This window comes from Streptomyces sp. NPDC003720 (assembly GCF_042875075.1).
GTDB lineage: Bacteria > Actinomycetota > Actinomycetes > Streptomycetales > Streptomycetaceae > Streptomyces.
Window position 1 is genome coordinate 512,145 of the sequence record NZ_JBIANZ010000002.1, and the last position, 26,210, is coordinate 538,354.

Below are 26,210 nucleotides of genomic sequence, written 5' to 3' on the forward strand. Positions count from 1 at the left end.
CCATCAATGAGGAGAGAGACCGTGGCGAACCCCACCTCCCGCACCCGGGGGACCGGCTCACCGGCCCGGCGCACCATGACTGCGGCCGCCCGCGCGGCAGCCAAGCGCGCCGGGCGGCCTGTGCGCCCCGAGCGCGGCGCCCACCAGGAAGAGCAGACTCCCTCCGGGCGCACCATGCTCGCCGAGCCCTCGACGAACGGCTTGGAGGACCCGCCGGAGCCCGAGTCGTTCGAGGCTGAGCCAGAGGACGGCGCGCGCCCGCGCAAGGCCGGCCTGCCGGGCGTGCTCACCGCAGTGCCGAGCGTCGTCCTCGTAGCAGCCCTGATTACGGCCGCCGTACTCGGGTGGCAGTACTTGCAGGAGCGACAGACGGAGCAGGCCCGCGGCGAGGCCCTGGCAGCCGCCCGTAAGGCGGCACCGGTCGTGCTGTCGTACGACTACCGGCACCTGGACCGGGACTTCTCCCGGGCCCGCGCCCTGCTGACCGGGCACTTCCGCGACCAATACGGCAAGACCACGAAGGCGGCCGTCGCGCCGACCGCGACGAAGTATCACGGCGTTGTGAAAGCCACCGTGGCCACACCCGCGAACGGCAGCGCCCCAGCGGTGTCCGTCGTGTCGGCCACGTCGGACCGGGCCGTCGTCCTGCTCTTCGTCAACCAGGTCACCCAAAGCACTCAGGTCCCACAGCCCCGGCTAGACCTCAACCGGGTGCGTATGACACTCACCCGCGCCTCCGACGGCTGGAAGGTGAGCGGCGTCGACGCCCTCTGACCAAGCCTCCGTAAGTGCTGTTGCGCAGCCGCACAGGGGAGTGGGGCGCGGCCCGAATGGTATGGCGGCCCCGCGCGGCGTTCCTCCTCTTTCGAGAAGAGTTCGCTTTCTCGCGACGGACGCCGCCTGCCTCCCCGTAGAGCACACGAAGGCGTCATTCCTACCGCCACACATCACCACCCTTCGTCCGACTCGCGAACCCACGAGGTACCTGTGGCTCTGCTCTCCACGCTCCGTCTTCACCACCACCCGAGATCACGAGGTCGTCTCGCCGTCGGGTTGCTGGCGCTCGTCGCCGCAACCCTGGCGAGTGCTGCCGCCGACGCCGCCACCCCGCCCTCCGGATCGGTCAGCGACACCGCGCCCACGACCACATGGACTGCCGGGCCCTTCGCCGTCCCGAACGTCTCTGGCACTGCCGGGACGGTGAGCTGCGCGACAGCGCAACCCTGCGACGACTACGCGCTGAAGGTGTCGGTGCCCGCGGACTACGACGTCGGTCACGGCCTGCGTATCGACGTCGGATGGCCGGACTCCGCCGCAGACTTCGACCTGTACGTCCTCGATGCGGACGGCCGGGAGGTGGCCGCCTCAGCCTCATCCAGCGACCCCGAGACCGTGCTGCTTCCGGCGGTGTCGGCGTCGTACACCGTGCGCGTGGTGCCGTACGCGCCGCTCGGCGACAGTTTCACCGGCACCGCAAGCCTGATCACCGCTCCGGTCGATCCACCACCGAGTACGGCCACACCGCCGACGTACGCGAACTCATGGGCACCCGATGGCATCACGGATGCGCACAACGCCGGTGAACCCTCGATCGGCGTCGACCGTGCGAGTGGCGCCGCGATGTTCCAGGCGTACACCTCGACGCTCAAGGTCACCTACGACAGTGCCGGTGCCGCGAAATGGCAGGACAAAAGCGCGAGTACGGCCAACGGCTGTCCCCAGGGCAGCACCGCCAGCCTCGACCCGATCCTGTTCACCGACCCGGTCACCCACCGCACCTTCGAGTCGCAGCTCGCCGGCAAGACCGCGCTGACCTGCTACACCGACGACGACGGTGAAACGTGGACGCCGACAGGCGGCTCGGGCCTCAACTCCGGTGTGGACCACCAGACCATCGGTGGCGGTCCCTTCGCCCCGGGCGGACCAGGCGCCCTCACGTCATACCCGAACGCCGTCTACTACTGCTCGCAGGACATCGCTGATGCCTCCTGCGCGGTCAGCCGGGACGGCGGCTTGACGTACGGGCCCGCCGTTCCGATGTACTCGCTGCTGGACTGCGGTGGCCTGCACGGGCATGTGAAGGTCGCCCCGGACGGCACGGTATATGTGCCCAACAAGGGTTGCGGTGGCCATCAAGCCGTGGCCGTCTCCGAGGACAACGGGCTGACGTGGACCGTCCGCAAGAACCCGTCCAGCACGGCCGGGGACTCGGACCCGAGCGTGGGGATCGGAGCCGGCGGGACTGTCTACATGGGCTACCAGAACAGCGACGGCACGCCGCGTATCGCCGTCAGCCACGACAAAGGCAAGACCTGGCTGTACGACCAGAACGTCGGCGCGGCCCTCGGCATCAAGAACGTCGTCTTCCCCACCGTCACCGCGGGCGACGACAACCGCGCCGCCTTCGCCTTCCTTGGCACCACCACGGGCGGCAACTACCAGGACCCGGCCTTCCAGGGAGTGTGGCACCTTTACGTGGCCACCACCTACGACAGCGGCCAGTCCTGGGTCACCGCCGACGCCACCCCCACCGACCCCGTCCAGAAGGGTTCGATCTGCACGGGCGGCACCACCTGCGGCAAGGACCGCAATCTCCTGGACTTCATCGACGTCACCACCGACGCCCAGGGCCGCGTGCTCGCCGCCTACGCCGACGGCTGCACCGGCGCCTGCGCGACCGGAGGAGCGCAGAACTACGACGCGCTGGCCTCCATCGCCCGCCAGTCCTCCGGCAACACGCTGTACGGAGCATACGACGCCATGGTCAGCGGCAAGCACAAGAAGCCCGGAGGAAGCCACTAGATGGGAACACCGCTCTCGGCTGCCGTACTAGCAGGAGCCGTCCTCAGCCTGGCCGCAGTCACCGGATGCTCGGCAGCGAGCAAACACGCCGAGCGCCCGGGGGTGACGCCGTACCAGGCGAAGCGGGTAACCGATCCGCCGGCCGGGAACACGGCCGGTGCCGCGCCCCACGGCTGTCCCACGGCAGCCTCACTGCCGCTCCCCAAGGACTTCCCGGACAACCTGCCGGTGCCCGACGGCGCGGTTGTGACCTCGGTGGAGCACCGCACCGGCGGCCGACTCGTCGTCGCTACCGTCGTACGGGGCGGCTTCGACACCACCCTGGCGTTCCTGCACACGCAGCTGCCCAAAGCTGGCTACATCCCCGAGGAGGGCGAAGTAGAGGAGGACGACGCCGAGTCCAACTTCTTTACCGAGACCGTCCGGGGCCGCTGGGCCCTGCGGAAGATGCCCGACTGCGAGGGAGGGGTGTACCTGACGTACCTGACGGCTGCCGTCTCCTGAACCCGGCCCGGCCGAGTCCCCTTCCCGGCCGGTGAAACTGCAAGGGGCCGATACTCGCCCGCAAGGGTGAGGAAAGCAGCTTCACGTGCATCCCACTCGTCCTCGAGGACGCCTTACCCGGCGCCGGGATCCACCACTGGCGACAATTGTCGGACAGCCGGCAGCAGGTGGCGGTGGACCATCTGTTCACCGTGCTGATCGCATTTCCTGTCCGAACGCGACGCCGCCTAGCGAACCGCCGCGCCACCGGTGGCGCGGCCGTTGGCTCGGAGAACCTACTGCAGGTCGACGTGGTCGCCCGTGGCGCTGACAGCCGCGGTGGTCGAGTTGCCCGCGAAGGAGAAGCGGACGTAGCCGTCCTCCTTGGCGGTGGTCGTCGTCTTCAGGTTGCCCTTGGAGTCCGCCGTGACGGTCTTCAGCGTGGTGTAGCTGCTAGAACTCTTCTTGTGGAACTGCAGCTTGACCGCCTGGGAGCCGTAACCGCCGTACTTGAGCGACTCCCGGTTAGCCCGGGTGAGGGCGCCGGTGACGGTGAGGGTCTTGCCCTTCTTCACCGGGACTGCTGGAACAGTACTGGGCCCCGACCGCCCCCAAGCCTCCGTCTCCCAGCATGGCCTTGCCGTGTGGTGGGGGGAGGCGGGCGATGCGGCCGGAGCCGCCGCCGCCTTCGCCGAACTGCTGGCCGACCGGATGCGGGTATTGGGCCCGAACCACCCCCACACCCTCCGCTCCCGGAACGACCTCGCCCGGTGGCAGGGAGAGGCAGGGGACGATGCTGTTATGAGCAAGGTCGGCGAGTGGCGGCCGCGCGATCGTATCGACGTCGGATCATGCTCAAGACCCTGCGACCGTCGACCGACTCCTGCATAGGAAGCGGCGAGCTTCTGCAGCGGTCGACGTCCAGGCCGAGCCGATCAGGTCGGATAGGAGAAGCTGGCCGCTCGCCCGTGCTTCGCCAAGGATGTCTGCGGCGCGCCCTTCACATACAGGTGGTCGGCGATCGACTCGCCCACACCGCGACGCCGGCACACCGCCTCGTCCCCGTGCTACCGGGCGGGATTGCAGGAAGTGGCACTCCCTGTCGACGTACAGCTTGTCGCTACTGTCCGGCGTGGCTGCCGCTTGGCTCGACAACGCGAGGAACACCCGGGCACCCAGACGCATTGCGCTGGCGTCATGAACGAGGAAAGGGTTAAGGGGCATCAGCACAGTGGCACCAGGGTCCCCCTGCGCCTGCTGGCCATGGAGACCGAGGGCATCCCGGCCGACGGCCCCACCCCGGCGACGCCTGCCGGGCCGGTGATCTACCGCTACACCGTCGACCTCCCACCCATGGGTGACAACCATCGCGGCAACCGGGGCGACGATGACGACGACCGGCGCGAGGTGGCACGACGAGTACGGCGGTCACGGCCACTGAGGGAGTACGTGACGCGAACGCAGCGGTGTCCGATTCTCGCCGTTCCGCGTTAAATGCCTGGACTGGGGACCTCCCCTGACGGGACACTTCCGACTTCCGAATCTCCGGGAGTGTGATGGCGACGACAAACACGCGAGGACCGACGCCGGGCAGGGGCGCGGTCGTTCTGGCACTGCGCCGCTACGGCCGGGAGCTGCTGCGACTACGACGACTGGCCCTGCCCGCCCTGCTGCTGCCGGCCGTGGGCAACATCGGCATTCGCTACGTCGCCCCGCTGCTGATCGCCAAACTGGCCGGGCAGGCCGCCGGCGGCGGCGGTCTCACCCTCGGCTCGGCACTGCCGTACGTGCTGGGCTTCGGGGTGACGCTGTTGCTCGCCGAGGCCGTGTGGCGGGTCGGGCAGCACTGCCTGAACCGCGTGGACGCCCTGGGCATGGAACACCTGTACGTGAGCGGCATGGACGAACTCCTCGCCAAGGACGCGGCGTTCTTCCACGACAACTTCGCCGGCTCCCTGACCAAACGGGTCCTGAGTTTCGGCAAGCGCTTCGAAGACTTCGTCGACACGGTGACGTACCGAATTGTGGGCAGCCTCGTCCCCCTGGTGTTCGGTGCCGTGGTGCTGTGGAGCTACGAGCCGATGCTCGTCGTCGGCCTTCTGGCAATGATCGCGTCGACGGTGGTGGCCGCGACGCCTCTGATCCGTCGCCGGCAGCGGCTCGTCAACGACCGCGAGGCTGCGATCGCCCGGGTCTCCGGGCACGTCGCCGACAGCCTCATGAACATGGAGACCATCCGCGCGTTCGCGGCCGAGCGGCGGGAGGCCGCCGAACACCGCACCCGTGTCGCGGACTCCCGGCGCCTGACGCTGAGGTCGTGGGACTACGGCAACCTGCGCGTCGACACCCTGATCGCCCCCCTGTCCGTGCTGACCAACGTGCTCGGCCTGTTGATCGCCGTTGCCTTCGGCGGCCCAGGTCAAGGAGTTGAGGAGGTCGTCGTCGCGTTCACCTACTACTCCAACGCGACCCAGATCATGTTCGAGTTCAACCAGATCTACCGGCGTCTGGAAAGCTCGATGACCGAGGCCGCGCAGTTCACAGAGCTGCTGCTGGATCCGCCCACCGTGCTCGACCTGACGGAACCCGAACCGCTCGCACCGCGGGACACCGGCATCCGGTTCGAGGCGGTGACTTTCGCCCACACGGGCGCGAAGCCGATTTTTGAAGGGCTCGACCTGGACGTGCCGGCAGGCGCACGGATCGGTCTGGTCGGCAGGTCCGGCGGCGGCAAGACCACACTCACCCGGCTCCTGCTGCGCATGTCGGACATCGCCGACGGACGCATCCTGATCGGTGGGCAGGACATCAGCCGGCTGCGCCAGACCGACTTGCGCTCACTGATCGCCTACGTCCCGCAGGAACCCGCCATGTTCCACCGCAGCCTGCGGGACAACATCGCCTTCGCCCGGCCCGGCGCCACCGACGAGGAGATCCACGCCGCCGCCGCAGCCGCGCACGTCACGGAGTTCGCCGACCAACTCCCCAACGGCTTCGGCACCCTGGTGGGGGAGCGGGGGGTCAAACTGTCGGGCGGCCAGCGCCAGCGCGTCGCTCTCGCCAGGGCCATCCTGCGCGACGCCCCGATCCTGCTGCTCGACGAGGCGACCAGCGCGCTGGACTCGGAGAGCGAGGTCCTCGTTCAGGACGCCCTGTGGCGGTTGATGGACGGGCGTACGGCCCTCGTGGTCGCCCACCGTCTGAGTACCGTGGCCGGAATGGACCGTCTCGTCGTCCTCGACCGCGGAAGCGTCGTCGAGCAGGGCACCCATGAGGAGTTGCTCGCGGCGCACGGTGCCTATGCCAAGCTCTGGCAGCACCAGTCAGGCGGCTTCCTCGGCGAGAGCGCCGAGCCGGTCCCCGGGCCCGCAGCCCCGGGCATACAGGCGGTCGTCGACATCGGTCCGCCGAGCGAGCAGTGAGCCGGACCGGGTCTGACCGCCCTCCACCGGGTAGGGGTGCCAGCAGGCGTTGCGGTAGCGGTCGACGGCCTCCAGGGCGCGGGTGAAGACGTCGAGGCCCGGGGCGAGCGGCACCAGTACCTCGTCGGTATGGCGGGTCAGGCGGCTGCGGATGCGCACCGTGCCGTCGTGACGGTGGAGGCACAGCTCGCCGTACTCGGTGGCGCCGAAGGCGATCAGGTCGGCGGCGGCCACCCCGTCGGGCAGCTCTCGTCCGGCAGGGCATCCTCCGCCGGTGGGCGCAGGCGTCCAGCGGGTGGATCTCGTACTGAGCGCTGTGGCACATCCCCCAGGCGGGCAGACCGATCTCCCGCAGACCTCCCGCAGATACCCCCTGCTGCCTGCGTGGATGAGCCCCACGGGCAGGTCGCCCTCGGCGATGCGCACCACGTGCCGCGCGCCACCGAAGGTGTCGTCGACCCCGGCCGCAGTCGCCGTCCAGGCTCGGGTGGACCAGGAACCAGTGGGCCGGCCGCCACCACGCCCACACCGGCTGCCACGGCGTGCTGCTAGGACCAGCCGTCCAGGAACCGGCCGCTCTCGCGGCACACCCACGCCCGCAGCGGACCGCGTCGTACCCGGGCTCGGTGGCGTAGGCGACCGTCGGGGGCCGGTGGTCGGCGTCGTGACCGACGACGAGGGTTGCCGGTTCGTGCTCGACGACGGGGCGGTGGCGGGCGAGCCGCAGGTAAAGCCGAGGCCCGTCAGCGCGGAGACTCGGACAGCCAACTGCTGCGCCCGGTCGAGGCCGAGGCCGGCGAGCCGCTGAAGTTGGTCAGCCCCCCAGCTTTCCCCCTCACAGGCTGAAGACGACCAGGGCGGTGTCGTCGGTGACGCCTTCGGCGGGGAGGAGGCGGTAGGCGCTTGACTCGCCGATACCGCGACGCCTGCACACCGCGTCGCCCCCGTGCTGTCCGGCAGGACAGTGCTGGCAGTTGCACTGCCTGTCGACGTGCAGCTTGTCCGCCAGACGAGCCCCGCACCCCCGAGCGGCAGGTCGCACCAAGGCGAATCACCACGATGACGTCTGCCCGCCCCGCCGTCCTGACCACCCAGCGGGTAGGGACCCGTACGTCTCGTGCACGCGGAAGTCACACGAGATGTTCGCCGTGACAAGCGCCGCCGTCCTACCTCCTGTAGCTCCGAGGCCGGTCGAACCACAGAGCGATCTGTGTACGTGAGCGAAGACCCAGCTTGTCGCGCACCTTGTCCAGGTGCGTGGCGACCGTATGCGCCGAAAGTCCGAGCTCACTTGCGATCTGCCGGTTCGTCAGCCCCTCCGCGACGAGTTCGACCACCATGAACTCCCTCGCGGTCAGCCGCCACCGCTCGTCGTCGGCCCCCATGGTGTCCAGCCCCCGCCGGACCTGCTCACCGCTGCCTGTCCGCAGGGCGTAGGCGACGAGCCGGTCCCCGCGCAGCTCGTGAGCGCCGACGACCGCGGCCTCCCGCGCCGCCGTCGGCAGCACAGTCCGGGCGCGGACCGCCGCCTGCTCGGTCCTGCGCCGCCAGGACGCCTCGGGCTCGGTGTCCAGCAGGCGTCGCGCCAGCGCACTCGCCTCGCACAACCTCAGGGCGCGCTGCATGTCACCGCTCTCTGCAGCCACCAGCGCCAGGCCCTCGACGGGGTACAGCGCGTGGAAGCTCCCCCCGGGGGCAATGCGCAGCACCTCGGTGAACAGTGCCTCGGCGCTCTCCATCTGCCCCAGAGCCAGCCGTACGGCGCCCGCTGTGTGTAGCGCGGCCGCGACCCGGGGCCAGGGCGCCTGCTCCCTGAGCACCGGAAGGCAATCCGCCATCAGCTCGTCGGCCTCGCGCTCCCCGCCCGCCTGGAGCAGAGCCCAGGCCAGGTGCTGGGTGCACCACGCGACGTCCTCGGGCGAGCCGAGCGGGGCGACGACGTCCAGGCACGCGCGCAGATCTGAGACGGCCTCGGTGAATTCGCCGCGACACAGCCACGCCGCGGCCCTGGCGTCGAGTGCGTTGGCGAGTCCGGAGGGCACGTGACGCTGCCGCTCCAGGTTCACCGCCCGCTCGCCCAGGGACAGTGCTCGGCGCGGGTCGGCCTGCTGGGCGGCCACCCGTGTGGCGAGCGCGGCCACCTCCCCGCCCAGTGCCTGACCGCCGGGCTCTCGCAGCAGTCCGGTCAGCAGTGCGCCCGCAGCTGACGGTTGCTCTTGCTGGTAGTGCACCCGGGCCAGTTCAAGGGTCAGCCGTACCCGCGTGGTCTCGTCCTGGCCGGTGGCGTGGGCCGGCACCGAGGCGAGGTTGTCCCGTTCCACCGTCAGCGGGCTGCTCGCCTGGTCGGCGAACACATCCCCACAAGCTCGCTCGGCCACCTCGTGGAGCCATGCGAGGGCGCTGCGCAGGGTGGGGCCCAGCTCGCCGGATGCGCGCAGACGTTCCATGGCGTAGGCGCGGATGACACCGAGCTGCCGGAAGCGGGTGGGTGCCGTATCCCCGGGCAACCGTGAGATCAGTGACTTCGCCTCAAGCGCGCGCAGGAGGGGAAAGACGTCTTGCGGCCCGATGCCGCCGCCGGCGCACACCGAGCCCGCCGCGGCCAGATCGAACCCTCCGGCGAGGACCGCGAGGCGCCGGAAGACGGCCTGTTCCGCCGGATCCAGCAGCCGGTGACTCCAGTCGACGGCGGTGGCGAGCGTGCTGTGCCGCCGGGGCCCGGTCCTGCTGCCACCGGCCAGGAGGTCCAGCTGAGACGCATGGTCGTCCAGGCCCGCGAGGATGTCGCCCGGCGCGAAGGCGCCGATGTGGCAGGCCGCTAGCTCTACGGCGAGAGTCAGGCCGTCCAGCCGTCGGCAGATCTCCGCGACCAATGGGCCGTTGGTTCGGTCCAGCGCAAACCCGGGCGAGCGGTGCGCGGCACGTTCCACGAACAGCCGTACCGAGTCCGCCCGCTGCAGGGCCGTCACGTCGTTCCCGGCGTCAGCCGGCGGCAGGGACAGCTCGCCGACCCGGAACACGGTCTCCCCGGGCACCCGCAATGCCTCACGGCTCGTGGCCAGGATCCGCAGCCGGGGGCAACGGCCCAGCAGGGTCACGACCAGCCTGGCGCACGGCTCGGCGAGGTGCTCGCAGTTGTCCAGAATCAGCAGCTGGGAGGCATCACCGATGGCACGGACCACGACGTCGACGCCGGTAGGGCCCGCCCGTTCGCCCATGCCCAGCGCGGCGGCCACGGACTGCGTCAGAGTTGCGCCGTCCCGCAGCGCGTCGAGCTCCACCAGGTCGAGCCGGGCGTACCGGCTGGATATCCCGCGGGCGAACTCCAGCGCCAGCCGCGTCTTGCCCACACCGCCCGCTCCGGTCAGCGTGAGCAGCCGTGTGCTCCTGAGCAGCGCGCGCAGGTCCGACAACTCCTGCCGCCGGCCGACGAAGGAGTCGAGCGCCGGCGGCAGGGCGCGGCCACGGGTTGCTGCGATCGCCGCGGCGGATGCTGCTGTGGGGGCCGCGGCCGACGCGGCACCCTGGCCCGGAAGGTATCCTGCGCTGCCGTCCGACGCCGGAACGCCCGTTGCCGGCAGGCGTTGCAACAGTACCGAGCCGGCCGGCCGCTCCGCGGCCTCGGAATCAGCGCCGTACCGCATACCTCGCACGTTCGACTCCGGCTCATCCCCGATTCCTGGCCGCACGTTCTCGCGCCGAAACCATGCAAGACGACTGGGCAGTGAGCGCGGCGGCCGGACTCGGCCACCGCTCCCTCGTGACCGTCAGGGTGTGGCAGTGGGGTCGATCCCGAGTACGACGGACCCCGTTACGCCCTTGCCCAGGTCACTGCCCGTCTGGGTGAGGGTCAACAGGGTGGCCGAACCGCCGTTGCGGTAGATACCGTCCCTCGCGTTGAGCGTGCGCGAGGCCGTGTTGTTCCGGTAAGGCGACAGGGCGGCGACCCTGGCGTTGTACGTCTCCGGGAAGTAGAGCTGGCCGGTGTGGGAGACATGGCCTCCGTGATAGGTCCCGTTGGAGACGGTGCCGCCCGCGTGCGTCTTGACGTGGATGTGAAGGGCCCGGCCGACGTACCACCCCGGGTAGACGGTGGTGAACTCCGCGACCCCGGACGCGTCGGTCAGTTGCACACCGCGCAGGAAGGTCGTGTCGGGGGTGGATCCGCCGGCGACGTAGCCGGAGTAGATTCCCAGCGCGTCACAGTGCCAGATGTCGACTGCCGTGTTGGGCAGCGTGGCGCAGGTGGTGCTGTCTATGACCGTGACGCGCAGGGTCAGCGGAACGCCGGCCTTGCCCTCGGTGATGTCCTTGCGGACTCGCTCCAGGTCCAGGTAGTAGGGGCCCTCGGTCTGCTCGGGCGTGAGGACGCACGCCGCAGCGAGCGGGGGAGCGGACCGGTCCGCGCTCGGGGGCGCCGCCGCCGCGGTCTGCGTGGCGGCGAGTCCAGCCGCGGCCACGCCGAGCGCGGTGGCGCCGAGGGCGGCGATGACGGACCTGCGGGTGGCCGGCTCGGGGGCGCACTGCGGGTCCGTGGCGTTGTGGTGGGGGGTATCAGTCATGCAGCGACCATGGCGCACACGACGTTCCACCGGATCGCTCAGGCGAGCGACGAGATTGGACGCGTTACGAAACCCGTGCAGGTCGTTCAGGGGGTCCAGGCAAGTTCATCCCCCGCGCAAAGCTGTCGGTAGTGCCGCGTCGGAGAACGATTGCCCTGCCGACTTGTCAGGCAGGGCCGGCTCCGGGGTGCAGGGCGGCGCGGCGGAACAGGGGGCCTCCGGGTGCACTTCCGTCATAAGGGTGACGGGAATCAACGCCGACCAGCGGTGGCCCGAGTCCATGCCAGCGGCCTATGAGCAGTACCTCGTGCCCGTGGTCTTCCGGCCCTTCGCCGCGGACCTGACCGCGAGGGCGGCGGCACCCCACCCTCGGCGCATTCTCGAACTGGCTGCGGGAACAGGCGTGTTGACGTCGAGCCTACTCGCCGCAGCACCGTCGGCCGGCGTGACGGCCACTGACCTGAATGAGGCCGTGGTCGTCTTCGGGTCGGCCCGCGCCCCAGGCGCGGAGTGGCGGCAGGCCGACGCGCAGCGGCTGCCGTTCTCGGACGGAGGCTTCGACCTGGTGGTCTGCCAGTTCGGCGTGATGTTCTTTCCGGCAGCCACCTGCCCGTCGCTGAAGTGAGGGCCCGGTTGGAAGGGCACCATTACGAAGCCATAAGAGCTCGTACGAGCAAGCATGCCGCGACGGCAGAAGTAGCAACGCACGCCACTCCTCGCCCGCCTTGGTCTCCACCGCTGCCGCCAGATCCGCAGGCTGTCCCGGCCGCCCTTCGGGCACCCACTGGGAGCACGGGCCGGTGCCCGGGCCACCGGCTGGGGCGAGAAGGCGGCACCCGAACTGCGTCAGCCCGATGCCTCGGCACGCGACCTCAGGCTCGTCGCCTCGACCTCGACGTATCGTCGCGTCTGCCAGCCCGTCAGCAGGCCTACGAGTGGTGCTGCGAACCCGGTTTGGTCGATGCCCAGGGTCAGGGTGCTCCCGTGGCCTCTGGGGGCGACGACATGTGTGCCGGTCGTCGTCACACCGCCGGACGCGGACTGCCAGCTGAAGGACCGGCCGGGTGTCCATTCGGTGATCCGCCACGTCAGCACCGGCATGCGTGGTTGGGCGATGCGCACCAGCGAGCCCGGCCCCGGCTCCTTGCCGTCGAGGCGCTCGACGCGCCGCATGGTGACGATGAACTCCGGCCAGCGTTCCACCTCCGCGACGACCCGCCACAAAGCTTCCGGCGACGCTTCGACATCGACCCGGGTCATCCACTGCATCGATCAACACCTCCGCGTCTTCCGGCACTTTGCGCTCCGCACAGTACTGCGCCCCCCACAGTCCGAGCAGAGGTCCGGCGGGAGAAACCGAGCCTCCCTGTCAGCCGTGGATGTCAGCGACCTCCTGGTCCGTAGCTTTGCAGAGATCGGTACAGGTCAGGTGGCGCAATTCGCTGATGTACAGCTCTGCCGGGTCGAGCCCCATGCCGGTGAATTGGCCTGCCAGTTCCAGGGACAGGATGCCGTGCAGGCGGGTCCAGAAGAGCAGGGCGCGGCGCAGGGCGGAGGGGGGTGCGGGGTGGTCGGCTGCCCACTCGCGGTGCTCGGCGAGGTGGGCCTCCAAGGGGGCGTCGTCCGGGGTGTCGGCGGGGGTGCCGCCGGTGGCGGCGTTGAGGAGGGCGTCCATGATCTCGGAGGCGATCGTGGTGATGTCGTCGGGGGCGTGGTAGCCGGGGACGGGTGTGCCGTAGATGAGGAAGTAGCGCTGGGGGTCGTCCAGGGCCCAGGCGCGCAGGGCGTGTCCCAGTCCGGCCAGGTCTGCGCCGGAGTCGGCGGTAGCGCGGATGGTGTCGGCGAGGCTGCGGTAGGCGTCGCGGATCAGTTCGGTGATCAGCTCGTCGCGGCTGGCGAAGTACCGGTAGAGCGCGGGGCCGCTCATGCCCATCTGTTTGGCGATGGCGTTCAAGGACAACCCGGGCGCTCCGGCGGCGGCGATCTGTTCCCAGGCGTGCTGCTTGATCTCGGCGCGTAGCTGGGCGCGGTAGCGCTCGCGTGGGGTGTCCTTGCCCGCGATGGCCATGTGCTCATCCCTTCCCTGTCGTGTTCGCCGGCTTTTCGTAGTCCGGGTGAGCGGCTGCCCGCCCGCTCTGAGTTAGACCCTATTACGAACGCGCTTGACTGTCACTGCGCGATCCAGTTATAACTTCTAACGAACGCACCAGCCGCTAACGAAGTTGGTGGAGTCGATGGAGGTCGCCATGAACGCCGCAGAAATGATCGAGGTCGTACTGCCGGGCAAGGTCGAGCCGGAGGAACTGCAGGTGCGGCAGGGTGCCGTCCCCAGTGCCGGGCCGGGGCAGGTCGTCATCCGCATGGAGGCGACCGGTGTCTCCTTCGCCGAGCAGCAGATGCGCCGCGGCCGTTACTACGACCAGCCGCCCTTCCCCTTCGTCCCCGGTTACGACCTGGTCGGCACCGTCGCGCAGACCGGGGACGGCGTCGCCCCCGCGCTTGCCGGCAGCCGGGTGGCCGTACTGCTGAAGGTCGGCGGCTGGGCCAGCCACGTGGTCGTCGACGCCGCCGACGTCGTACCGGTCCCGGAGGGGATCAGCGCCGCCGAGGCCGAGACCGTGGTGATCAACGGCATCACGGCCTGGCAGATGCTGCACCGCAAGGCCCGCGTCCGCGCCGGGCAGACGGTTCTCGTGCACGGCGCCAACGGCGGCGTCGGCTCCGTGCTCGTCCAGCTCGCGCAGGCCGCGGGAGCGAAGGTGATCGGCACCGCGTCCGTGCGCCACCACGCTGCCCTGCGGGAGCGGGGGGTGAGCCCGATCGACTATCGCAGCGAGGACATCCCCGCTCGCGTCCGCGAGCTCGCCCCGCGCGGCGTGGACGCCGTCTTCGATCACGTCGGCGGCCGCGGCATCATCGACTCCTGGCGCCTGCTCGCGCCCGGCGGCACCCTCGTCTCCTACGGCAGCGCCTCCACCCGCGACGACGAGGGCTCCAAGCAGTGGCCCGTCCTCAAGCTCCTCGGTCGGGTCTGGCTGTGGAACGCCCTGCCCAACCGCCGCCGCGCCTACTTCTTCAACGTCTGGGCCGGCCGAGCCCTGAACCGCAGCCGTTTCCGCGCCCGGCTGCGCACCGACCTCACCGAGGTCTTCGAAGCCCTCCGGCGCGGCGAGATCACCGCCCACATCGCCGCCGAACTACCCCTCACCCGGGCCGCCGAGGCGATGCGGCTGGCCGAGTCCGGCACCGTTGCAGGAAAGGTCGTCCTGCACGCCTGACGCGATCCGCCTCAGGCGCCCCGTAACTACACCCACTCCCTTGCCCGGCCCGGTCCGCTGCCAGCAGACAACCACCGCCACACGTGATGAAAGGCCCCACCATGCGCATCCTCACCGCAACGAAGTTCGCCGCCGCCACGGCCGGCGCTGTCCTCCTCGCCACCGGCACCGCCCACGCTCTCAACGACGACCCGCCCACCACCACCGCCACCACCATCACGGCCGGCACCGCCACTCACACCGACGACGTGCAGATCGACGCCAGCGCCCCGGTCATCAGCCGCGACGACATCCTCATCCACGCCCCCCTGCACACCATTTGGAAGATCCAGACCAACGTCGAGAACTGGCCCACCTGGCAGCCCAACGTCGACGTCGTCGCCAAAGACACCCCCGGACGCCTGCGCCCCGGCTCCGTCTTCCGCTGGACCACCGAAGGACTGAACATCACCTCGACCGTCAAGCAGGTCGACTACGGCAAGCGCCTGGCCTGGGGCGGCCCCGCCCAGGGCATCACCGCCATCCACGTATGGACCTTCACCCCCGCCGCCGACGGCGTCCTCGTCCACACCGAGGAATCCTGGACCGGCGACCCCGTCACCGCCAACAAGGACACCCTGCAGACTGCCCTGGACAACTCCCTCCACAACTGGGTCAACAACCTCAAGCACCAAGCGGAAAGCCAGGTCGGCAAGTAACCCTCCCGCCCTTCCCGAGCACAAGCCGCTCCGGAAGCGCCCTCCCAAGCCCGCGCCCTCGCCTGCCCAGCCGGAGAGAGACGGGGCGCGGATGTAGAAGCGATCAACTACATGAGGGCGTCAGTAGGGCCGCGGAGCCTGTGACTGAGTCAAGGCGACGGGCGCCGGCCGATGGTGTGCGCACGGCGCCCGTACCGGAGGGTGGCGTTGCGATCTGGCCTCATCAGGTCGAGCACGGCCCCAGACCCTGGGTGACCCCCAAGATGTCGGTGGTCTGGTGACCGCAGGGACACCGGGCTCGTCCAGTCCGGTTCGCCGCTGCACGAGACCAGCTGGACGCCAGGGGCCGCGTCTGCTCGGCTGCGCCTGAGTCGGAGGAGCACCCCGAATGACTAACTGAGGTTGAACTCGTGATGTCGCCGGGTGGCATAAGTGGGTCTGATTGTCGGGCCGGTCTCGGCGAGGCGGCCGTCTATGACCAGACCGCTGGCCGCCGCTGATTACCTGGTGCGCTCAGTGCGGTCGTCGTACTCTTCGCGGGCGGTGATGACTTCTTCGATGTGCAGCACGGACCACTCCGTGAGCGCCTTCAGCGGTTCCCGTAGCGTCTGGCCGAGCGCGGTCAGCTCATACTCCACGTGCGGCGGCACCTCTGGGTAGACGGTCCGGCTGACCAGCCCGTCGCGTTCGAGGGTGCGCAGCGTCTGGGTGAGCATCTTCTCGCTCACGCCCGCCAGCGCCTGCCGGAGCTGGCCGAACCGGGAGGTCCCGGTCCGGCCGAGTTCGCCGAGCACGAGGACCGCCCACTTGCTGCCGATCTGGTCGAGCAGGTCCCGCGACGGGCAGCCGCGCTCGTACGGATCGAATGACGGAATGGGCCCGGTCACATTCTCGACAGCATCCATACGGCTCACCTCAATGCTTTCGCTGCGGTAAGTACCCTACCAAGAAGTGGCTACTCCCCAACAGAGAGTGTCCAGGTCATTCTGTATTCCATCCCGCGGCGGACGGACCGCGGCAGGCGTGCGAGGCACGCGCGGAAGGAAGGAATGACCATCATGCCGATCGTCGTCACCGGAGCCACCGGCCAGCTGGGCAGGCTCACCGTCGAGGCACTGCTGCGGCGCGGGATCCCGGCCGCGGACATCATCGCGACCGGCCGGGACATCGCCGGGATCAAGGATTTGGCCGACCGAGGCATCACGGTACGCCGCGCCGACTTCGCGGACACCGACGGCCTGGCCGAGGCATTCGCGGGAGCGGAAAGGCTGCTGCTGATCTCGGCCTCGGTCCCCGTGGGCGAGCGGGTCGCCAACCACCGCCGCGTGATCGACGCCGCGGCGTCCGCAGGCGTGTCGCTAGTGGCGTACACGAGCACGACGCACGCGGACACGGCCACCACCGTCATCGGTGCCACGCACGGCGAGACCGAGGCGTATCTGCGGGACCGCGGAATCCCCAGCGTGCTGCTGCGCAACGGCTGGTACCTGGAGAATTACACCAGCCAACTGCCGCAGATCCTGCAGAACGGCGCGGTCGTCGGCGCCGCAGGCGAGGGGCGGATCAGCGCCGCGTCCCGCGCCGACTACGCCGAGGCCGCAGCGGTCGTCCTCACCGCTGAAGGCCACACCGGCGCCGTGTACGAGCTCGGCGGCGACGAATCCTTCACCCTGACTGAGCTCGCCGCCGCGATCTCCGCTGCGGCCGGAAAGCAGGTCACTTATGCTGACCTCCCGGTGGCCGACTTCGCCCAGGTACTGGCCTCCGCGGGCCTACCCGCCGAGCTGGCGGAGGTCCTCGCTGACGCTGACCGCGGTATGAACCGCGGCGAGATGTACACCGACTCTGGCGACTTGCGCCGCCTGATCGGCCGCCCGCCCGTGACCTTGGCCGAGGCACTCGCGGCCGCCCTGCATGACTGAGGTTGAACTTGTGATGTGGCCGGGTTGCTCAGGTGGGTCTGATCGTCAGGCCGGTCTCGGCGAGGCAGCCGTCTATGAGTTCGCTGCGGTACTGGATGTGCCGTAGGCCGCGCCGGATGCGCTGGACGAGGTGTTCGGGGGTACTGAACGCGACGTTGGAGAGCCAGCCGCGTCGCAGGAGGGACCAGATCCCCTCGACCTGAGGGGCGTCGACGCCGTCGTGGACACTACGAGCTACGAGGCGGCCGATCCGGACGACGCGGTGGCGCGCTTCGGTACCGCCGCCCGCAACCTGCTTGCCGCCGAGAAACGGGCCGGTGTCCGTCACCATGTACTGCTCTCGATCGTCGGCATCGACCGTATCGAAGGCAACGCCCACTATGCCGGTAAGCGTGAGCAGGAGCGCCTCGTGGCCCAGGGCCCGGTGCCGTGGACGATCGTTCCCTTCACCCAGTTCCACGACTTCGCCGCCACGGTGACCAGTTGGACCGAGCAGGACGGCGTCGCCCCGATCCCGCCGCTACTCGTTCAGCCAATCGCGCCCGCGGACGTGGCCGACATCCTCGCCGAGATCGCCACGGACGCACCGCAGGGGCGCTACCGCGACGTCGCCGGCCCGGAACCGCAGGATCTGGTGGACATGGCCCGCCGCACGAGCGATGCCCGCGGGCTCACGGTCAAGTTGATCCCGACATGGTCCTCGCTCCTGGGGCCAGAGATGGCCGGCAACGTCCTTCTGCCCGGCGAGGGCGCCCGCATCGCGCCAACCACCTTCGACGAGTGGCTCGCGGACGCTCGCCGATGACGCGCCAGGGGGCACGGTTCATTCGCGTCTCTTCGGTCAGTGTCGGGTCCAGATGTGAATGCCCGCGAGGTGGAGTGCATCACCTGTTGTTGCTGGCCAGTGTGTGCGAGACCAGTGCGTTGGCGTGACCGTGGCCTAGGCCGTGTTCGGCCTTGAGCCAGGCGACGAGTTCCATGTGCTTGGTCAGCGGTGAGGTGCGGATGAGATCACGCCACTCCTCTATCGGGCGGCCGTACTTCCTCTCGATCGCGGGAAAGTAGCTGGCTGGACCTTTGGCCGGTGACGTCATGAGGGAAGGCTCCTGTCGGTTGGCGACGGTTCTGGTGCGGTTTATGTGACGGCGGTACAGGGCCGCTACCGGCACTTGGGCACGGCTAGGCGAGCGGTAACGGCGCTGAGTGCGAGCAGGCCTAGTCCCGCTCCGGCGGTGAAAGCCGCGGCGGTGGTGGCGGAGGCGGCGAATCCGGCCAGAACGCCGACCGGCACGAGGCGGACGGCGAGCGCCCAGCCGCGCTGTCGGTCGGCGGCGAAGTGCCGTGCGAGTACGAGGAACGCGGCGCACAGCGCGAGGTAGCCAACGGCGCCGCTGAGCATGTGGACGGTGCCGTGTGCACTCAGCGAGGTGGCCCGGTCCTCGGGGGCACCGGCGGGGAATCCGGCCCCTGGGTCTGCGCTGAAGACCCCCGCGAGAAGGAACGAGGTGCCGAACACAGCGAGCAGTCGGGGTGCCCAAGTGCCCCCCGGCCTATCGCGCAGCGTCTGGCGTATCGCGATCGCACCGCCGATGACCAACAGGCCGGTGAGTAGGAAGACGGTGACCTGGATCCAGCCGAGGGCGCCGAGGCTGAGCTGGCTGAGAGCGTTGCGGGTGAAGTCGAATCCGGGCCGGGTCAGGCCCTGGGCCAGGCCGGTGGCGAGGAAGAGCGGGCCCGCTGCGATGCCGGCGGCCGAAAGGAGTCGTGGCGCCGGGCGGGCCGGGCTCATGCTGAGGGCCGCCGGGGGTTTGAGTGTCTGGGACATTTCAAAGTTCTTTCCTGGTCGTCGTTGCGGGCGGACGGAATGGTGTGGGGCGGGTCAGCGGGGCTGGGGGGTGTAGTGGGCTTCGATGACGCGGTTGGCGAAGGCGCGGGTGGCCGCTAGGTGCATGGGGATCTGTCGCCGTGCGGCTGGTGCCGGCGATGACCGGGGCGATCTGCAGGTAGAGGTCGTCCAGCAGGCCGTTGCTCATGAGCCACTGGACGAGGGTGATGCTGCCGCCGACCTTGATGTTGCCGCCGGGCTGGTGCTTGAGGGCTCGGGTCTGGCCGGCGATGTCTTCGCCCGTGATCAGGCGGCTGCCCTACCACTCGCCGACGTCGGTGAGGGTGGAGGAGACGACGTACCTCGGCACGACATTCAGCCAGTCGGCGGTGGGCAGCTGCTCGCTGGTGACTTGCGGGAAGGGGAGCTCCACAGCTGGTGGGTGCTGCGGCCCAGCAGGCCGGGCGTCGCCGTCGTCGAACAGCCGCGTAACTGCTTCGGCCGCCTCGCCGGTGTTGTAGGGCATACCCCACCTCTCCGGGCCTTCTACGACGCCGTCCATCGAGACGAACAGCCCGGCCACGATCTTGCGTGCTGCGGTCATGCGATCACTCCTCGGATGAGTCTGGGACTCGCGGACAACCGAATGTGAAGTGAGCTTGTTCTTTGCAAGCATGCTTTGTCAAGGGAATCTTGAGTTACCATCTGCATCATGGCGACTCGTGAGTACGGACAGTTCTGTGGACTGGCCCGGGCAATGGAAGTGCTTGGTGAACGGTGGGCGGTGTTGATCGTCCGCAATCTGCTCAGCGGACCCCAGCGATACACGGACCTTCGCAACGGCCTGCCCGCGATCCCCACCAACATCCTTTCGACCCGTCTCAAGCAGCTTGAAGAGTCCGGACTGGCCATCCGCCGAGCACTGCCGCACCCTGAGCGCGCGGTCGTCTATGAACTCACCGACTGTGGGCGTGACCTGGAACCGGCTCTCATTGCACTGGGCCGCTGGGGAGCCCGAACGATGACCGAGCCGCGCCCCGGCGAAGTCATCACCGCCGAATCGGTGGCCATGTCCTTCCGCACCGCCTACCGGCCGGAAGCGGCCCAGGGTGCCACCGTCGGGTTTGAGGTCCGCCTGGGTGAGTTCACCATCAACCTCCAGATCACAGGCGGTGTGCTGACCGTAGGCCTCGGCGCACACCCTGCTCCTGACCTCGTGGTCGAGCGCCTATCCGGACACCCGGTCCGCGAGCTGATGAGCGGCAGCAAGGCCCCCGACGAAGTACTCTCCGACGGCAGCGTGCGCGTTGAGGGCGATCCTGTCCTTCTCCGTCGGTTCGCCGAGCTGTTCCGCTTCTGAGGGAACTGGGCGGAGCCGGTTGGGCAACGTGCCGCATCGCGGACGGATCTTCGGAACGCAATGATCATGTCAGCTACTGCACAAACGCTCTCGCTGACCTACTGCACGGGGCAGCAGGCCTGTATGGCTCCAGCTCGGTCCAACGGTTCGCCTTCGACCTGGAGCCGGCCGGGTTGCAGAGCTGCGCAGGCGCCTGGAGCGCGTCCGTCAGCCGCCGTCGAAGTAGGCGGTCGGCGTTTCGTCGTCCCATCACGGACAGCTGCGACCGAGCCGACCCAGTCGACGCCAGCCGATCAGCGCGCATCCGGGGGTCAGGGAGGCCCCGTGGATGTCGGCGCGGACCTCTCAGGTGGATCCGCAGGCGACGGAACCAGTGCAGGTGAGCGAAGGCGCGCTCCACGACACAGCGTTGGGTGCCGGGCACCGAGCCGCGCTCGGTGCCGCAGGCGATCTCCGGCTTCACGCCGAGCGCCCAGACGAGGTGGCGGTACTTGTCGTGGCCGTAACCGCGGTCACCGAGCACGATGTTCGGGCGGCGCCGGGGCCGGCCACGCTTGCCGCGCACTGGCGGAACGGCTTCGAGCAGCGGGATGAGCTGGGGGACGTCGTTAGTGATTCCCGCCGGTCAGGTGGCGGTGAGCAGGCGCTCAGGCCGCGGCGGAAGCCGACGACGCGCCCCTCCCGGCCACATCCTGCGGGCAGTGGCTCACCAGGCAACGGACATCGGCCACTCGCGGGCAGCCGTCGTCCCCGCCACGGCTTCCGTGGAGCGTGAGCGGTATACCCTCGCGACGCCTCGCGAGCGGGTACTGCTCGGGGTGGTGCAGGCACGCAGCCTTGTCATCGACGGACAAAAGCGGGCCGCGATCGCAGCGCTTCTCCGCGCCGAGGACGGAGCAAGCGCTGATGGGCTCTCCAGGCCGAAGGCGACATTGCTGAACTGCTGAGCTTCAGCCCTGAGGCGGTGGATCGCTCGCCAACCTCGCGTGGAGCTCTACGTCATAGCGAATACCGTCGTATTCGAGCTTCTGCCGTTGGAGCCCTTCCACCGCGAAGCCAGCGGCCGCAGCGACCCGGCAGGACGCCGGGTTGTTGACCCGGTGCCCTAGTTCGAGGCGGAACAGCCCAGCGTCATCGAACGCCCACCGCGCCAGAGCTCGGCATGCCTGCGAGGCGACGCCCCGCCTCCGGGCTGCGACCGTTGTCCAGTACGAGACCCACCCGACGGCATGGCGCCGATCGACGGCGCCAACGGCAACGTGCCCGAGGATGCCGCCGTCGCCGTCAACCACGGCGAAGGCATGCGCCGAGCCCGTGTCCCATCGCTCTGTCCACCTGAGGATCCACTGCTCTGCAGCGGCCTCCGAGTCGATGGCCTCTGCGGACTGCCCACGCATCAGAGGATCTGCAAACGCGCTCATCACCGCGCGGGCGTCCAGCCCGCACCAGCGACGCAGCAGTAGTCCGGATGATGTCTCCATGTGATCACGCACGACCGGAGTCTCGCCCGATCACTGGCACCCCGTCACCCCGTTTCTTCCGTCGATCTTGCCACCCTCACCCCCGACCAGCCCTTGTACCTCATCGCTGACGAGCCTTCCGCGACCTGAGCTCAGGGAACACTGCCCGATGGCCCCGCTAGAGGCACCCGGGACCGTGACCGTCCGCGGGGCGGGTCAAGTGTTCACCTGCCCAGGAAAGTCTTTGCTTGCAGCCTCCGGAGCCGGGGGGTTACGCCCAGCGGGGCGCTGCCGAACGTGGGCTTCGGCGGTGTGCGGGGCAGTGATGGCGCTGTGAGCAGGGATGGTGGGTCCGGCAAGGGTGACGCCGCTCGCGATCCGGCAGTCACGGCCGATTGCGAGGCCAGGGCCGAGGCTGATGTGGTTGCCGGTCTAGAGCCGGTCACCGATCAGGGCGCCGAACTGGGGTGTGCCGCATCGGTACAGGCCGCCGGGGGCGCGGAGCACGATCTCTCGTTCGGGGTTGCTCATGTGGGGGCTTCACATGCTGATGGCGGCGACAGTGACGTTGGCGGACAGGCGGGTGTCCGCGCCGACCAGGGGGCGGTTCACGCCGATCCGGTGGCCGAGGACGGTCCGCTCGCCGAGGAACGGGCGGGTGACTTCGCAGTTGAAGCCGACCGAGACACCCGCGCACTGTACGGATCCGGCGCGGACCGTGGGGAACTCCCACACGTGCACTCCAGGGCGGATGATCACGTCGTCGCCGACGATCGCGGTCGGTGGATACGCGCGGTGGGGTGGATGCGGTGGGGGAGCCGGGTCAAAGCGCGGGTGTGCCAGTCCTCCCAGGCCGCGACGAAGTCGGCCAGCTCAGTCTCCTCGAACGGCTCGTGCGGGGTGCCGGCCAGCATGCCGCTAGTCGGGGCGGTGACGTAGTCACCGAGTCGGAGAGTAGGCATGGGGGCCCTTCTGTAGGTGGTCGGTGGCCGGCCCGGCGGCGGCTGACATCACCGGCACCGGAACACCGGCACCGGAACCGAGGAACGGGGAGTTCATCCGTGCGTCACCCGCGCTTAGGCGTCGCCACCTTGACCATGGGCAATCGGCCCGCCGAGCTTGTTGACCTGTTGGCGTCGGTTGCCGGGCAGGACACGCCCGCCGCGCGTGTGGTGGTCATCGGTAACGGCTCGCCGCTGCCGCCGCTTCCCGACGGAGTGACTGGTGTCGAGCTGCCGGAGAATCTGGGGGTGTCCGGCGGCCGCAACATGGCGCTGGCCCGGGCTGCGGGAGTTCGGGGACGTCGATGTGGTGGTGGACCTGGACGATGACGGTCTGCTGATCAGCCAAGACGTGTTCACGCGGCTCACGGAGCTGTACGCGGCGGATGACCGGTTGGGCATCGTCAGCTTCCGCATGGCCGACGAACGTGCCCGCACCCAGCGCCGCCACATTCCCCGCCTGCGCCCAACGGATCCGGTGCGGGGCGGGCTGGTGACGATGTTCCTGGGCGGCGGGCACGGGCTGTCCATGCGGATTCTGGATCAGGTTGGCGGCTGTCACCGCCCCTGCTGTACTGCTCCACCCGCTCCGGCGACAGGGTTGCGGCTTCTGGCGAGTTGTTGCATCCGCAGGGCAATCCGCACGGCTGCCCAGAGGTCGCCTTGGGCCACTGCGGCCGGGCCGGTCGGTCGTCAGGTGGCGCCGAGGCCGCTGAGGAAGGTGCTGGCGATGAGGTCGGCGGCTTGCGGGGGATCCATGGCGGGGAACTTGTGGGCGGCCGTGTCGACGAGTTGGTCGAGGACCGCCCGCGCCCAGGCCGCGTCCGTGCCGGCGCGCAGGTAGCCCTCGTCGATGGTGCGGCGGACGAAGGAGTCGAGTCGGGCGCTCTGCTCCTGGCGTCGGATGCCGGCCTCGGGGTCCCTCTGCATCATGCGGCGCGTGTCGACGGGCCATTGACGGCTGACGGGGATGATCCCTTCCAGGTAGCGGTGGAGGGCGACCGGAACAGGGGCCTCGGTGAGGCGTGCCTCGTCCAGGACCTGTTCGGCGGAGTCGAGTTTGGCCTGGAAGACGGCACTGAGCAGCGCCTCGCGGCTGGAGAAGCGGCGGTGGACGGTGGTGCGGTCTACTCCGGCAGCGGCGGCGATGGCCGCCATCGAGGTGCTCGGGTCCTCGGCCAGCAACTGGGCCCCGGCTTGGAGCACAGCGGTGAGGTTGCGTGCGGCGTCAGCTCTCATGATGTTGAGATTCTACGCCCAGTGGTCACTTTCGACATGAAACACGGCGCGTGAGCGGCAACACAAGCCATAAGTGCATCTTTACTGTTGCAGTAAGGGGAAATTCCTCTACTGTGGAGTGGCAAGCCCGCGCGCTCCCCGCTCCCGCCTCCCCACCGCCCTCTCGCACAAAGGAACCGTGAAAGACATGACTGTTCGCGACAAGCTCTACATCGGCGGCGCATGGGTCGCGCCCAGCGACCCGAATCTGCGGATCGACATCCTTTCCCCGCACGACCAGTCCCTGCTGGGCAGCGCCGCACAGGCCGCGCCCGCTGACGTCGACGCCGCCGTCGCCGCGGCCCGCGCGGCATTCGACGACGGGCTCTGGCCGCGCACCAGCCCTGAGGAACGACAGGGGATCGTCCGGCGCTACGACGCCCTGCGCGCTGCCCACGCCGACGAGGTCGCTCGGGCCATCTCCCTCGAGAACGGCTCGGCCGGCTGGTTCACCAGGGCCGGCCAGCCCTTCCTGACCCGCCAGGTGAAGGCGTACCTGAAGGCGGCCGAGGAGTTCGGCTGGGAGGAGATCATCGAGCCGTCCGACCCGTCGGTGTCCTTCGACACCATCATCCGACGGGAGGCGATCGGCGTGGTCGCCGCCGTCATCCCGTGGAACTCGCCGTTCTCCGCAGCCACTGCCAAGCTGGTCCCGGCCTTGCTGGCCGGAAACACTGTCGTCCTGAAGGTCTCCCCGGAGAATTCTCTCAGCATGATGCTGCTGGCGGACCTGTGGCACGAGGCTGGGCTTCCCGCGGGCGTGCTCAGCATCCTTCCCGCCGACCGCGAGACCAGCGAGTACCTCGTCTCTCACCCGGACGTCGACAAGATCTCCTTTACCGGCTCCACCCGCGCCGGTCGGCGCATCGCCTCCATCGCGGGCGAGCACCTCAAGCGGGTCAGCCTGGAGTTGGGCGGCAAGTCGGCCGCCCTGATCCTCGACGATGCCGACCTGGACGCCGCCGTCCAGGGCCTGCGATTCGGCTCCTTGGCGAACAATGGCGAGGCATGCATCCTCCAAACCCGCATCCTGGCCCCGCGCAGCCGCTACGAGGAGGTCGTCGCCGTTATCAAGGCCATGGTCGAATCGCTGAAGGTCGGCGACCCGTCCGCTCCGGACACCTTCATCGGCCCGATGATCCGCCCCGACCAGCAGCAGCGCGTCATCGACTACATCCACGTCGGCATAGCGGAGGGCGCCCGGCTGGTCACCGGCGGACCGCAGATCCCCGAAGACCTGAGGAAGGGCAACTACGTCACCCCGACTGTCTTCGCCGACGTCGACAACTCCATGCGCATCGCGCAGGAGGAGATCTTCGGCCCGGTTCTGTCCGTCATCGCCTACGACGACGAGGACGACGCCGTCCGCATCGCGAACGACTCCGCCTACGGCCTGTCCGGCGGCATCTGGACCACCGACCCTGAGCGGGCCCTCGCCGTCGCCCGCCGACTGCGCACCGGCACGGTGACCCTGAACGGCTCCCCGATGAGCTTCGACGGTCCGTTCGGCGGCTACAAGGCGAGTGGCCTCGGCCGTGAATACGGCAAGGTCGGCTTGACCGGTTACATCGAGCACAAGACGATCACCCGCGGCCGGTAGTCGTAGTCGCCCATCCTGCGACACAAGCACGGCGCAGCCACAGCCCCTGCGGCCAGCGCCGCCCCGCCCGCACGAGCCCCTCCAGCGAGGTGGTGCCGCTGGTGGAACAGGACCGCGTCCGGTGGGACATCACCGCCCCGCCTCGCTCTGGCCGACGACCCCGGCGGCGCCATCGCAGGACGCCCACCTCTGTAACACCGGTCGACCGCCTGCTGCTCAAACGGGTCGGTCGCTGACCGCGTGGCGGGTTAAGGCCGCGCGCAGTTCTCTCAGCAGGACGTCGGGCAGCGCGGCGCATTGGGCGTATTTGAGGATGTGTTCCGCGACGCCGGACAGTTTGATCGTTGGTGTGCTGGGAGACTTCCCGCAGCACCGCGAACCCGTCTGCCGCGCCACCTGCTCGTCCCGGCTGGGCACGCTGGTGTGGCTGCGGCCGTTGCTGGGCTGGGCGGGGCGGTCCGGGAAGCCAACGAAGCAGTACTCGGGCAGTTGGGGCGTTTAGTGGACTACTGCATGCCT

The 26,210-nt window shown here is 69.4% G+C and carries 25 protein-coding genes and 5 pseudogenes; 13 read left to right on the forward strand and 17 right to left on the reverse strand.

All coding sequences use genetic code 11. The features are described 5' to 3' along the window. Positions 1–21 precede the first annotated feature (21 nt). The 3 genes from ACFYU0_RS07875 (at position 22) to ACFYU0_RS07885 (ending at position 3,306) form a co-directional block, all read left to right on the forward strand. Positions 22–774 (forward strand): hypothetical protein, encoded by a 753-nt coding sequence (locus ACFYU0_RS07875; RefSeq protein WP_389298590.1) that lies wholly within the window; start codon positions 22–24, stop codon positions 772–774. Between the two features lie 426 nt (positions 775–1,200). Continuing rightward, a complete protein-coding gene (locus ACFYU0_RS07880; RefSeq protein WP_389298592.1) occupies positions 1,201–2,802 on the forward strand; it encodes a hypothetical protein in 1,602 nt (533 codons plus the stop codon). Next, positions 2,803–3,306: a hypothetical protein gene (locus ACFYU0_RS07885; protein ID WP_389298594.1), complete on the forward strand. Its 504-nt coding sequence runs from the start codon at positions 2,803–2,805 to the stop codon at positions 3,304–3,306. It begins immediately after the preceding gene. Between the two features lie 275 nt (positions 3,307–3,581). Here the strand turns inward: ACFYU0_RS07885 and ACFYU0_RS07890 are convergent. Continuing rightward, positions 3,582–3,863: pseudogene (locus ACFYU0_RS07890) on the reverse strand (calcium-binding protein); the annotation flags it as partial. On the opposite strand from ACFYU0_RS07890, the gene ACFYU0_RS07895 reads away from it, so the two are divergent. Both ACFYU0_RS07895 and ACFYU0_RS07900 read left to right on the forward strand, forming a co-directional pair. Next, on the forward strand, positions 3,838–4,176 hold the full coding sequence (locus tag ACFYU0_RS07895) for a tetratricopeptide repeat protein (RefSeq protein WP_389298932.1): 339 nt from the start codon (positions 3,838–3,840) through the stop codon (positions 4,174–4,176). The pseudogene ACFYU0_RS07890 and the gene ACFYU0_RS07895 sit on opposite strands and share 26 nt — an antisense overlap. Before the next feature lie 665 nt (positions 4,177–4,841). Further along, the gene (locus tag ACFYU0_RS07900) at positions 4,842–6,707 is read left to right on the forward strand and encodes an ABC transporter ATP-binding protein (protein ID WP_389298596.1); all 1,866 of its coding nucleotides are present in this window, start codon (positions 4,842–4,844) and stop codon (positions 6,705–6,707) included. On the opposite strand, the gene ACFYU0_RS07905 is transcribed toward ACFYU0_RS07900, so the two are convergent. From ACFYU0_RS07905 to ACFYU0_RS07915, 3 genes are all read right to left on the reverse strand, one after another. After that, positions 6,609–6,941, reverse strand: a complete 333-nt coding sequence (locus tag ACFYU0_RS07905) for a hypothetical protein (RefSeq protein ID WP_389298598.1) — start codon at positions 6,939–6,941, stop codon at positions 6,609–6,611. The two genes, ACFYU0_RS07900 and ACFYU0_RS07905, sit on opposite strands and share 99 nt — an antisense overlap. 932 nt (positions 6,942–7,873) lie before the next feature. Further along, positions 7,874–10,120, reverse strand: a complete 2,247-nt coding sequence (locus ACFYU0_RS07910) for an ATP-binding protein (RefSeq protein WP_389298600.1) — start codon at positions 10,118–10,120, stop codon at positions 7,874–7,876. Between the two features lie 354 nt (positions 10,121–10,474). Then, positions 10,475–11,269, reverse strand: coding sequence for an intradiol ring-cleavage dioxygenase (locus ACFYU0_RS07915; RefSeq protein ID WP_389298602.1), 795 nt, complete (start codon positions 11,267–11,269; stop codon positions 10,475–10,477). 280 nt (positions 11,270–11,549) lie between these two features. Between ACFYU0_RS07915 and ACFYU0_RS07920 the strand changes: the two are divergent. Next, positions 11,550–11,867, forward strand: a pseudogene (locus tag ACFYU0_RS07920) (class I SAM-dependent methyltransferase); the annotation flags it as partial. Positions 11,868–12,115: 248 nt separating this feature from the next. Here ACFYU0_RS07920 and ACFYU0_RS07925 read toward each other — a convergent pair. Next, complete coding sequence (locus tag ACFYU0_RS07925; RefSeq protein ID WP_351667021.1) at positions 12,116–12,538, reverse strand: SRPBCC family protein; 423 nt, start codon at positions 12,536–12,538, stop codon at positions 12,116–12,118. A 100-nt stretch (positions 12,539–12,638) separates the two neighbouring features. Continuing rightward, the gene (locus tag ACFYU0_RS07930) at positions 12,639–13,337 is read right to left on the reverse strand and encodes a TetR/AcrR family transcriptional regulator (RefSeq protein WP_389298605.1); all 699 of its coding nucleotides are present in this window, start codon (positions 13,335–13,337) and stop codon (positions 12,639–12,641) included. Between the two features lie 178 nt (positions 13,338–13,515). On the opposite strand from ACFYU0_RS07930, the gene ACFYU0_RS07935 reads away from it, so the two are divergent. Together ACFYU0_RS07935 and ACFYU0_RS07940 are read left to right on the forward strand one after the other, a co-directional pair. Next, positions 13,516–14,547, forward strand: coding sequence for a medium chain dehydrogenase/reductase family protein (locus tag ACFYU0_RS07935; protein WP_389298607.1), 1,032 nt, complete (start codon positions 13,516–13,518; stop codon positions 14,545–14,547). Between the two features lie 101 nt (positions 14,548–14,648). Continuing rightward, positions 14,649–15,245, forward strand: coding sequence for an SRPBCC family protein (locus tag ACFYU0_RS07940; RefSeq protein ID WP_389298609.1), 597 nt, complete (start codon positions 14,649–14,651; stop codon positions 15,243–15,245). A 500-nt stretch (positions 15,246–15,745) separates the two neighbouring features. On the opposite strand, the gene ACFYU0_RS07945 is transcribed toward ACFYU0_RS07940, so the two are convergent. Further along, the gene (locus tag ACFYU0_RS07945) at positions 15,746–16,150 is read right to left on the reverse strand and encodes a winged helix-turn-helix transcriptional regulator (RefSeq protein ID WP_389298611.1); all 405 of its coding nucleotides are present in this window, start codon (positions 16,148–16,150) and stop codon (positions 15,746–15,748) included. A 144-nt stretch (positions 16,151–16,294) separates the two neighbouring features. Here ACFYU0_RS07945 and ACFYU0_RS07950 point away from each other — a divergent pair, with 144 nt between their 5' ends. Continuing rightward, positions 16,295–17,167 (forward strand): SDR family oxidoreductase, encoded by an 873-nt coding sequence (locus ACFYU0_RS07950; RefSeq protein WP_351667016.1) that lies wholly within the window; start codon positions 16,295–16,297, stop codon positions 17,165–17,167. 28 nt (positions 17,168–17,195) lie between these two features. Here ACFYU0_RS07950 and ACFYU0_RS07955 read toward each other — a convergent pair. Continuing rightward, positions 17,196–17,378: pseudogene (locus ACFYU0_RS07955) on the reverse strand (IS630 family transposase); the annotation flags it as partial. A 9-nt stretch (positions 17,379–17,387) separates the two neighbouring features. Here ACFYU0_RS07955 and ACFYU0_RS07960 point away from each other — a divergent pair. After that, positions 17,388–17,972, forward strand: coding sequence for an SDR family oxidoreductase (locus ACFYU0_RS07960; protein ID WP_389298614.1), 585 nt, complete (start codon positions 17,388–17,390; stop codon positions 17,970–17,972). A gap of 79 nt (positions 17,973–18,051) precedes the next feature. On the opposite strand, the gene ACFYU0_RS07965 is transcribed toward ACFYU0_RS07960, so the two are convergent. The 4 genes from ACFYU0_RS07965 to ACFYU0_RS07980 form a co-directional block, all read right to left on the reverse strand. Beyond that, positions 18,052–18,261, reverse strand: a complete 210-nt coding sequence (locus ACFYU0_RS07965) for a DUF4287 domain-containing protein (protein ID WP_389298616.1) — start codon at positions 18,259–18,261, stop codon at positions 18,052–18,054. A gap of 65 nt (positions 18,262–18,326) precedes the next feature. Further along, positions 18,327–18,992: a DUF998 domain-containing protein gene (locus tag ACFYU0_RS07970; RefSeq protein WP_351667014.1), complete on the reverse strand. Its 666-nt coding sequence runs from the start codon at positions 18,990–18,992 to the stop codon at positions 18,327–18,329. A gap of 1 nt (position 18,993) precedes the next feature. Next, the gene (locus tag ACFYU0_RS07975) at positions 18,994–19,302 is read right to left on the reverse strand and encodes a dihydrofolate reductase family protein (protein ID WP_389298935.1); all 309 of its coding nucleotides are present in this window, start codon (positions 19,300–19,302) and stop codon (positions 18,994–18,996) included. Positions 19,303–19,311: 9 nt separating this feature from the next. Beyond that, on the reverse strand, positions 19,312–19,596 hold the full coding sequence (locus ACFYU0_RS07980; RefSeq protein WP_389298618.1) for a hypothetical protein: 285 nt from the start codon (positions 19,594–19,596) through the stop codon (positions 19,312–19,314). A 108-nt stretch (positions 19,597–19,704) separates the two neighbouring features. On the opposite strand from ACFYU0_RS07980, the gene ACFYU0_RS07985 reads away from it, so the two are divergent. Continuing rightward, positions 19,705–20,352 carry a winged helix-turn-helix transcriptional regulator gene (locus ACFYU0_RS07985; protein WP_389298620.1) on the forward strand — a complete coding sequence of 216 codons (648 nt, stop codon included), beginning with the start codon at positions 19,705–19,707 and terminating at the stop codon, positions 20,350–20,352. A gap of 249 nt (positions 20,353–20,601) precedes the next feature. Here ACFYU0_RS07985 and ACFYU0_RS07990 read toward each other — a convergent pair. The 4 genes and pseudogenes from ACFYU0_RS07990 to ACFYU0_RS08005 form a co-directional block, all read right to left on the reverse strand. Next, a pseudogene (locus tag ACFYU0_RS07990) lies at positions 20,602–20,981 on the reverse strand (transposase); the annotation flags it as partial. A gap of 321 nt (positions 20,982–21,302) precedes the next feature. Beyond that, complete coding sequence (locus tag ACFYU0_RS07995; protein ID WP_389298937.1) at positions 21,303–21,833, reverse strand: GNAT family N-acetyltransferase; 531 nt, start codon at positions 21,831–21,833, stop codon at positions 21,303–21,305. A gap of 519 nt (positions 21,834–22,352) precedes the next feature. After that, positions 22,353–22,571 carry a hypothetical protein gene (locus ACFYU0_RS08000; RefSeq protein WP_351667010.1) on the reverse strand — a complete coding sequence of 73 codons (219 nt, stop codon included), beginning with the start codon at positions 22,569–22,571 and terminating at the stop codon, positions 22,353–22,355. Beyond that, entirely contained in the window at positions 22,568–22,774 is a 207-nt protein-coding gene (locus ACFYU0_RS08005; RefSeq protein ID WP_389298623.1) for a hypothetical protein, read from the reverse strand. Before ACFYU0_RS08005 ends, ACFYU0_RS08000 begins: the two co-directional genes overlap by 4 nt. A 99-nt stretch (positions 22,775–22,873) precedes the next feature. Here ACFYU0_RS08005 and ACFYU0_RS08010 point away from each other — a divergent pair. After that, a pseudogene (locus ACFYU0_RS08010) lies at positions 22,874–23,369 on the forward strand (glycosyltransferase family 2 protein); the annotation flags it as partial. Positions 23,370–23,506: 137 nt separating this feature from the next. On the opposite strand, the gene ACFYU0_RS08015 reads toward ACFYU0_RS08010, so the two are convergent. Continuing rightward, positions 23,507–24,052 carry a TetR/AcrR family transcriptional regulator gene (locus ACFYU0_RS08015; RefSeq protein ID WP_389298625.1) on the reverse strand — a complete coding sequence of 182 codons (546 nt, stop codon included), beginning with the start codon at positions 24,050–24,052 and terminating at the stop codon, positions 23,507–23,509. A 187-nt stretch (positions 24,053–24,239) separates the two neighbouring features. Between ACFYU0_RS08015 and ACFYU0_RS08020 the strand changes: the two genes are divergently transcribed. Beyond that, positions 24,240–25,691, forward strand: coding sequence for an aldehyde dehydrogenase (locus ACFYU0_RS08020; protein ID WP_389298627.1), 1,452 nt, complete (start codon positions 24,240–24,242; stop codon positions 25,689–25,691). Positions 25,692–26,210 lie beyond the last annotated feature (519 nt).

Coding starts and splice junctions, on each gene's coding strand:
- ACFYU0_RS07885 (WP_389298594.1), top strand. CDS start 2,803: ATGGGAACACCGCTCTCGGCTGCCGTACTAGCAGGAGCCGTCCTCAGC.
- ACFYU0_RS07900 (WP_389298596.1), top strand. CDS start 4,842: ATGGCGACGACAAACACGCGAGGACCGACGCCGGGCAGGGGCGCGGTC.
- ACFYU0_RS07915 (WP_389298602.1), bottom strand. CDS start 11,269: ATGACTGATACCCCCCACCACAACGCCACGGACCCGCAGTGCGCCCCC.
- ACFYU0_RS07925 (WP_351667021.1), bottom strand. CDS start 12,538: ATGCAGTGGATGACCCGGGTCGATGTCGAAGCGTCGCCGGAAGCTTTG.
- ACFYU0_RS07930 (WP_389298605.1), bottom strand. CDS start 13,337: ATGGCCATCGCGGGCAAGGACACCCCACGCGAGCGCTACCGCGCCCAG.
- ACFYU0_RS07935 (WP_389298607.1), top strand. CDS start 13,516: ATGAACGCCGCAGAAATGATCGAGGTCGTACTGCCGGGCAAGGTCGAG.
- ACFYU0_RS07940 (WP_389298609.1), top strand. CDS start 14,649: ATGCGCATCCTCACCGCAACGAAGTTCGCCGCCGCCACGGCCGGCGCT.
- ACFYU0_RS07945 (WP_389298611.1), bottom strand. CDS start 16,150: ATGGATGCTGTCGAGAATGTGACCGGGCCCATTCCGTCATTCGATCCG.
- ACFYU0_RS07950 (WP_351667016.1), top strand. CDS start 16,295: ATGACCATCATGCCGATCGTCGTCACCGGAGCCACCGGCCAGCTGGGC.
- ACFYU0_RS07965 (WP_389298616.1), bottom strand. CDS start 18,261: ATGACGTCACCGGCCAAAGGTCCAGCCAGCTACTTTCCCGCGATCGAG.
- ACFYU0_RS07970 (WP_351667014.1), bottom strand. CDS start 18,992: ATGTCCCAGACACTCAAACCCCCGGCGGCCCTCAGCATGAGCCCGGCC.
- ACFYU0_RS07980 (WP_389298618.1), bottom strand. CDS start 19,596: ATGACCGCAGCACGCAAGATCGTGGCCGGGCTGTTCGTCTCGATGGAC.
- ACFYU0_RS07985 (WP_389298620.1), top strand. CDS start 19,705: ATGGCGACTCGTGAGTACGGACAGTTCTGTGGACTGGCCCGGGCAATG.
- ACFYU0_RS07995 (WP_389298937.1), bottom strand. CDS start 21,833: ATGGAGACATCATCCGGACTACTGCTGCGTCGCTGGTGCGGGCTGGAC.
- ACFYU0_RS08005 (WP_389298623.1), bottom strand. CDS start 22,774: ATGCCTACTCTCCGACTCGGTGACTACGTCACCGCCCCGACTAGCGGC.
- ACFYU0_RS08015 (WP_389298625.1), bottom strand. CDS start 24,052: ATGAGAGCTGACGCCGCACGCAACCTCACCGCTGTGCTCCAAGCCGGG.
- ACFYU0_RS08020 (WP_389298627.1), top strand. CDS start 24,240: ATGACTGTTCGCGACAAGCTCTACATCGGCGGCGCATGGGTCGCGCCC.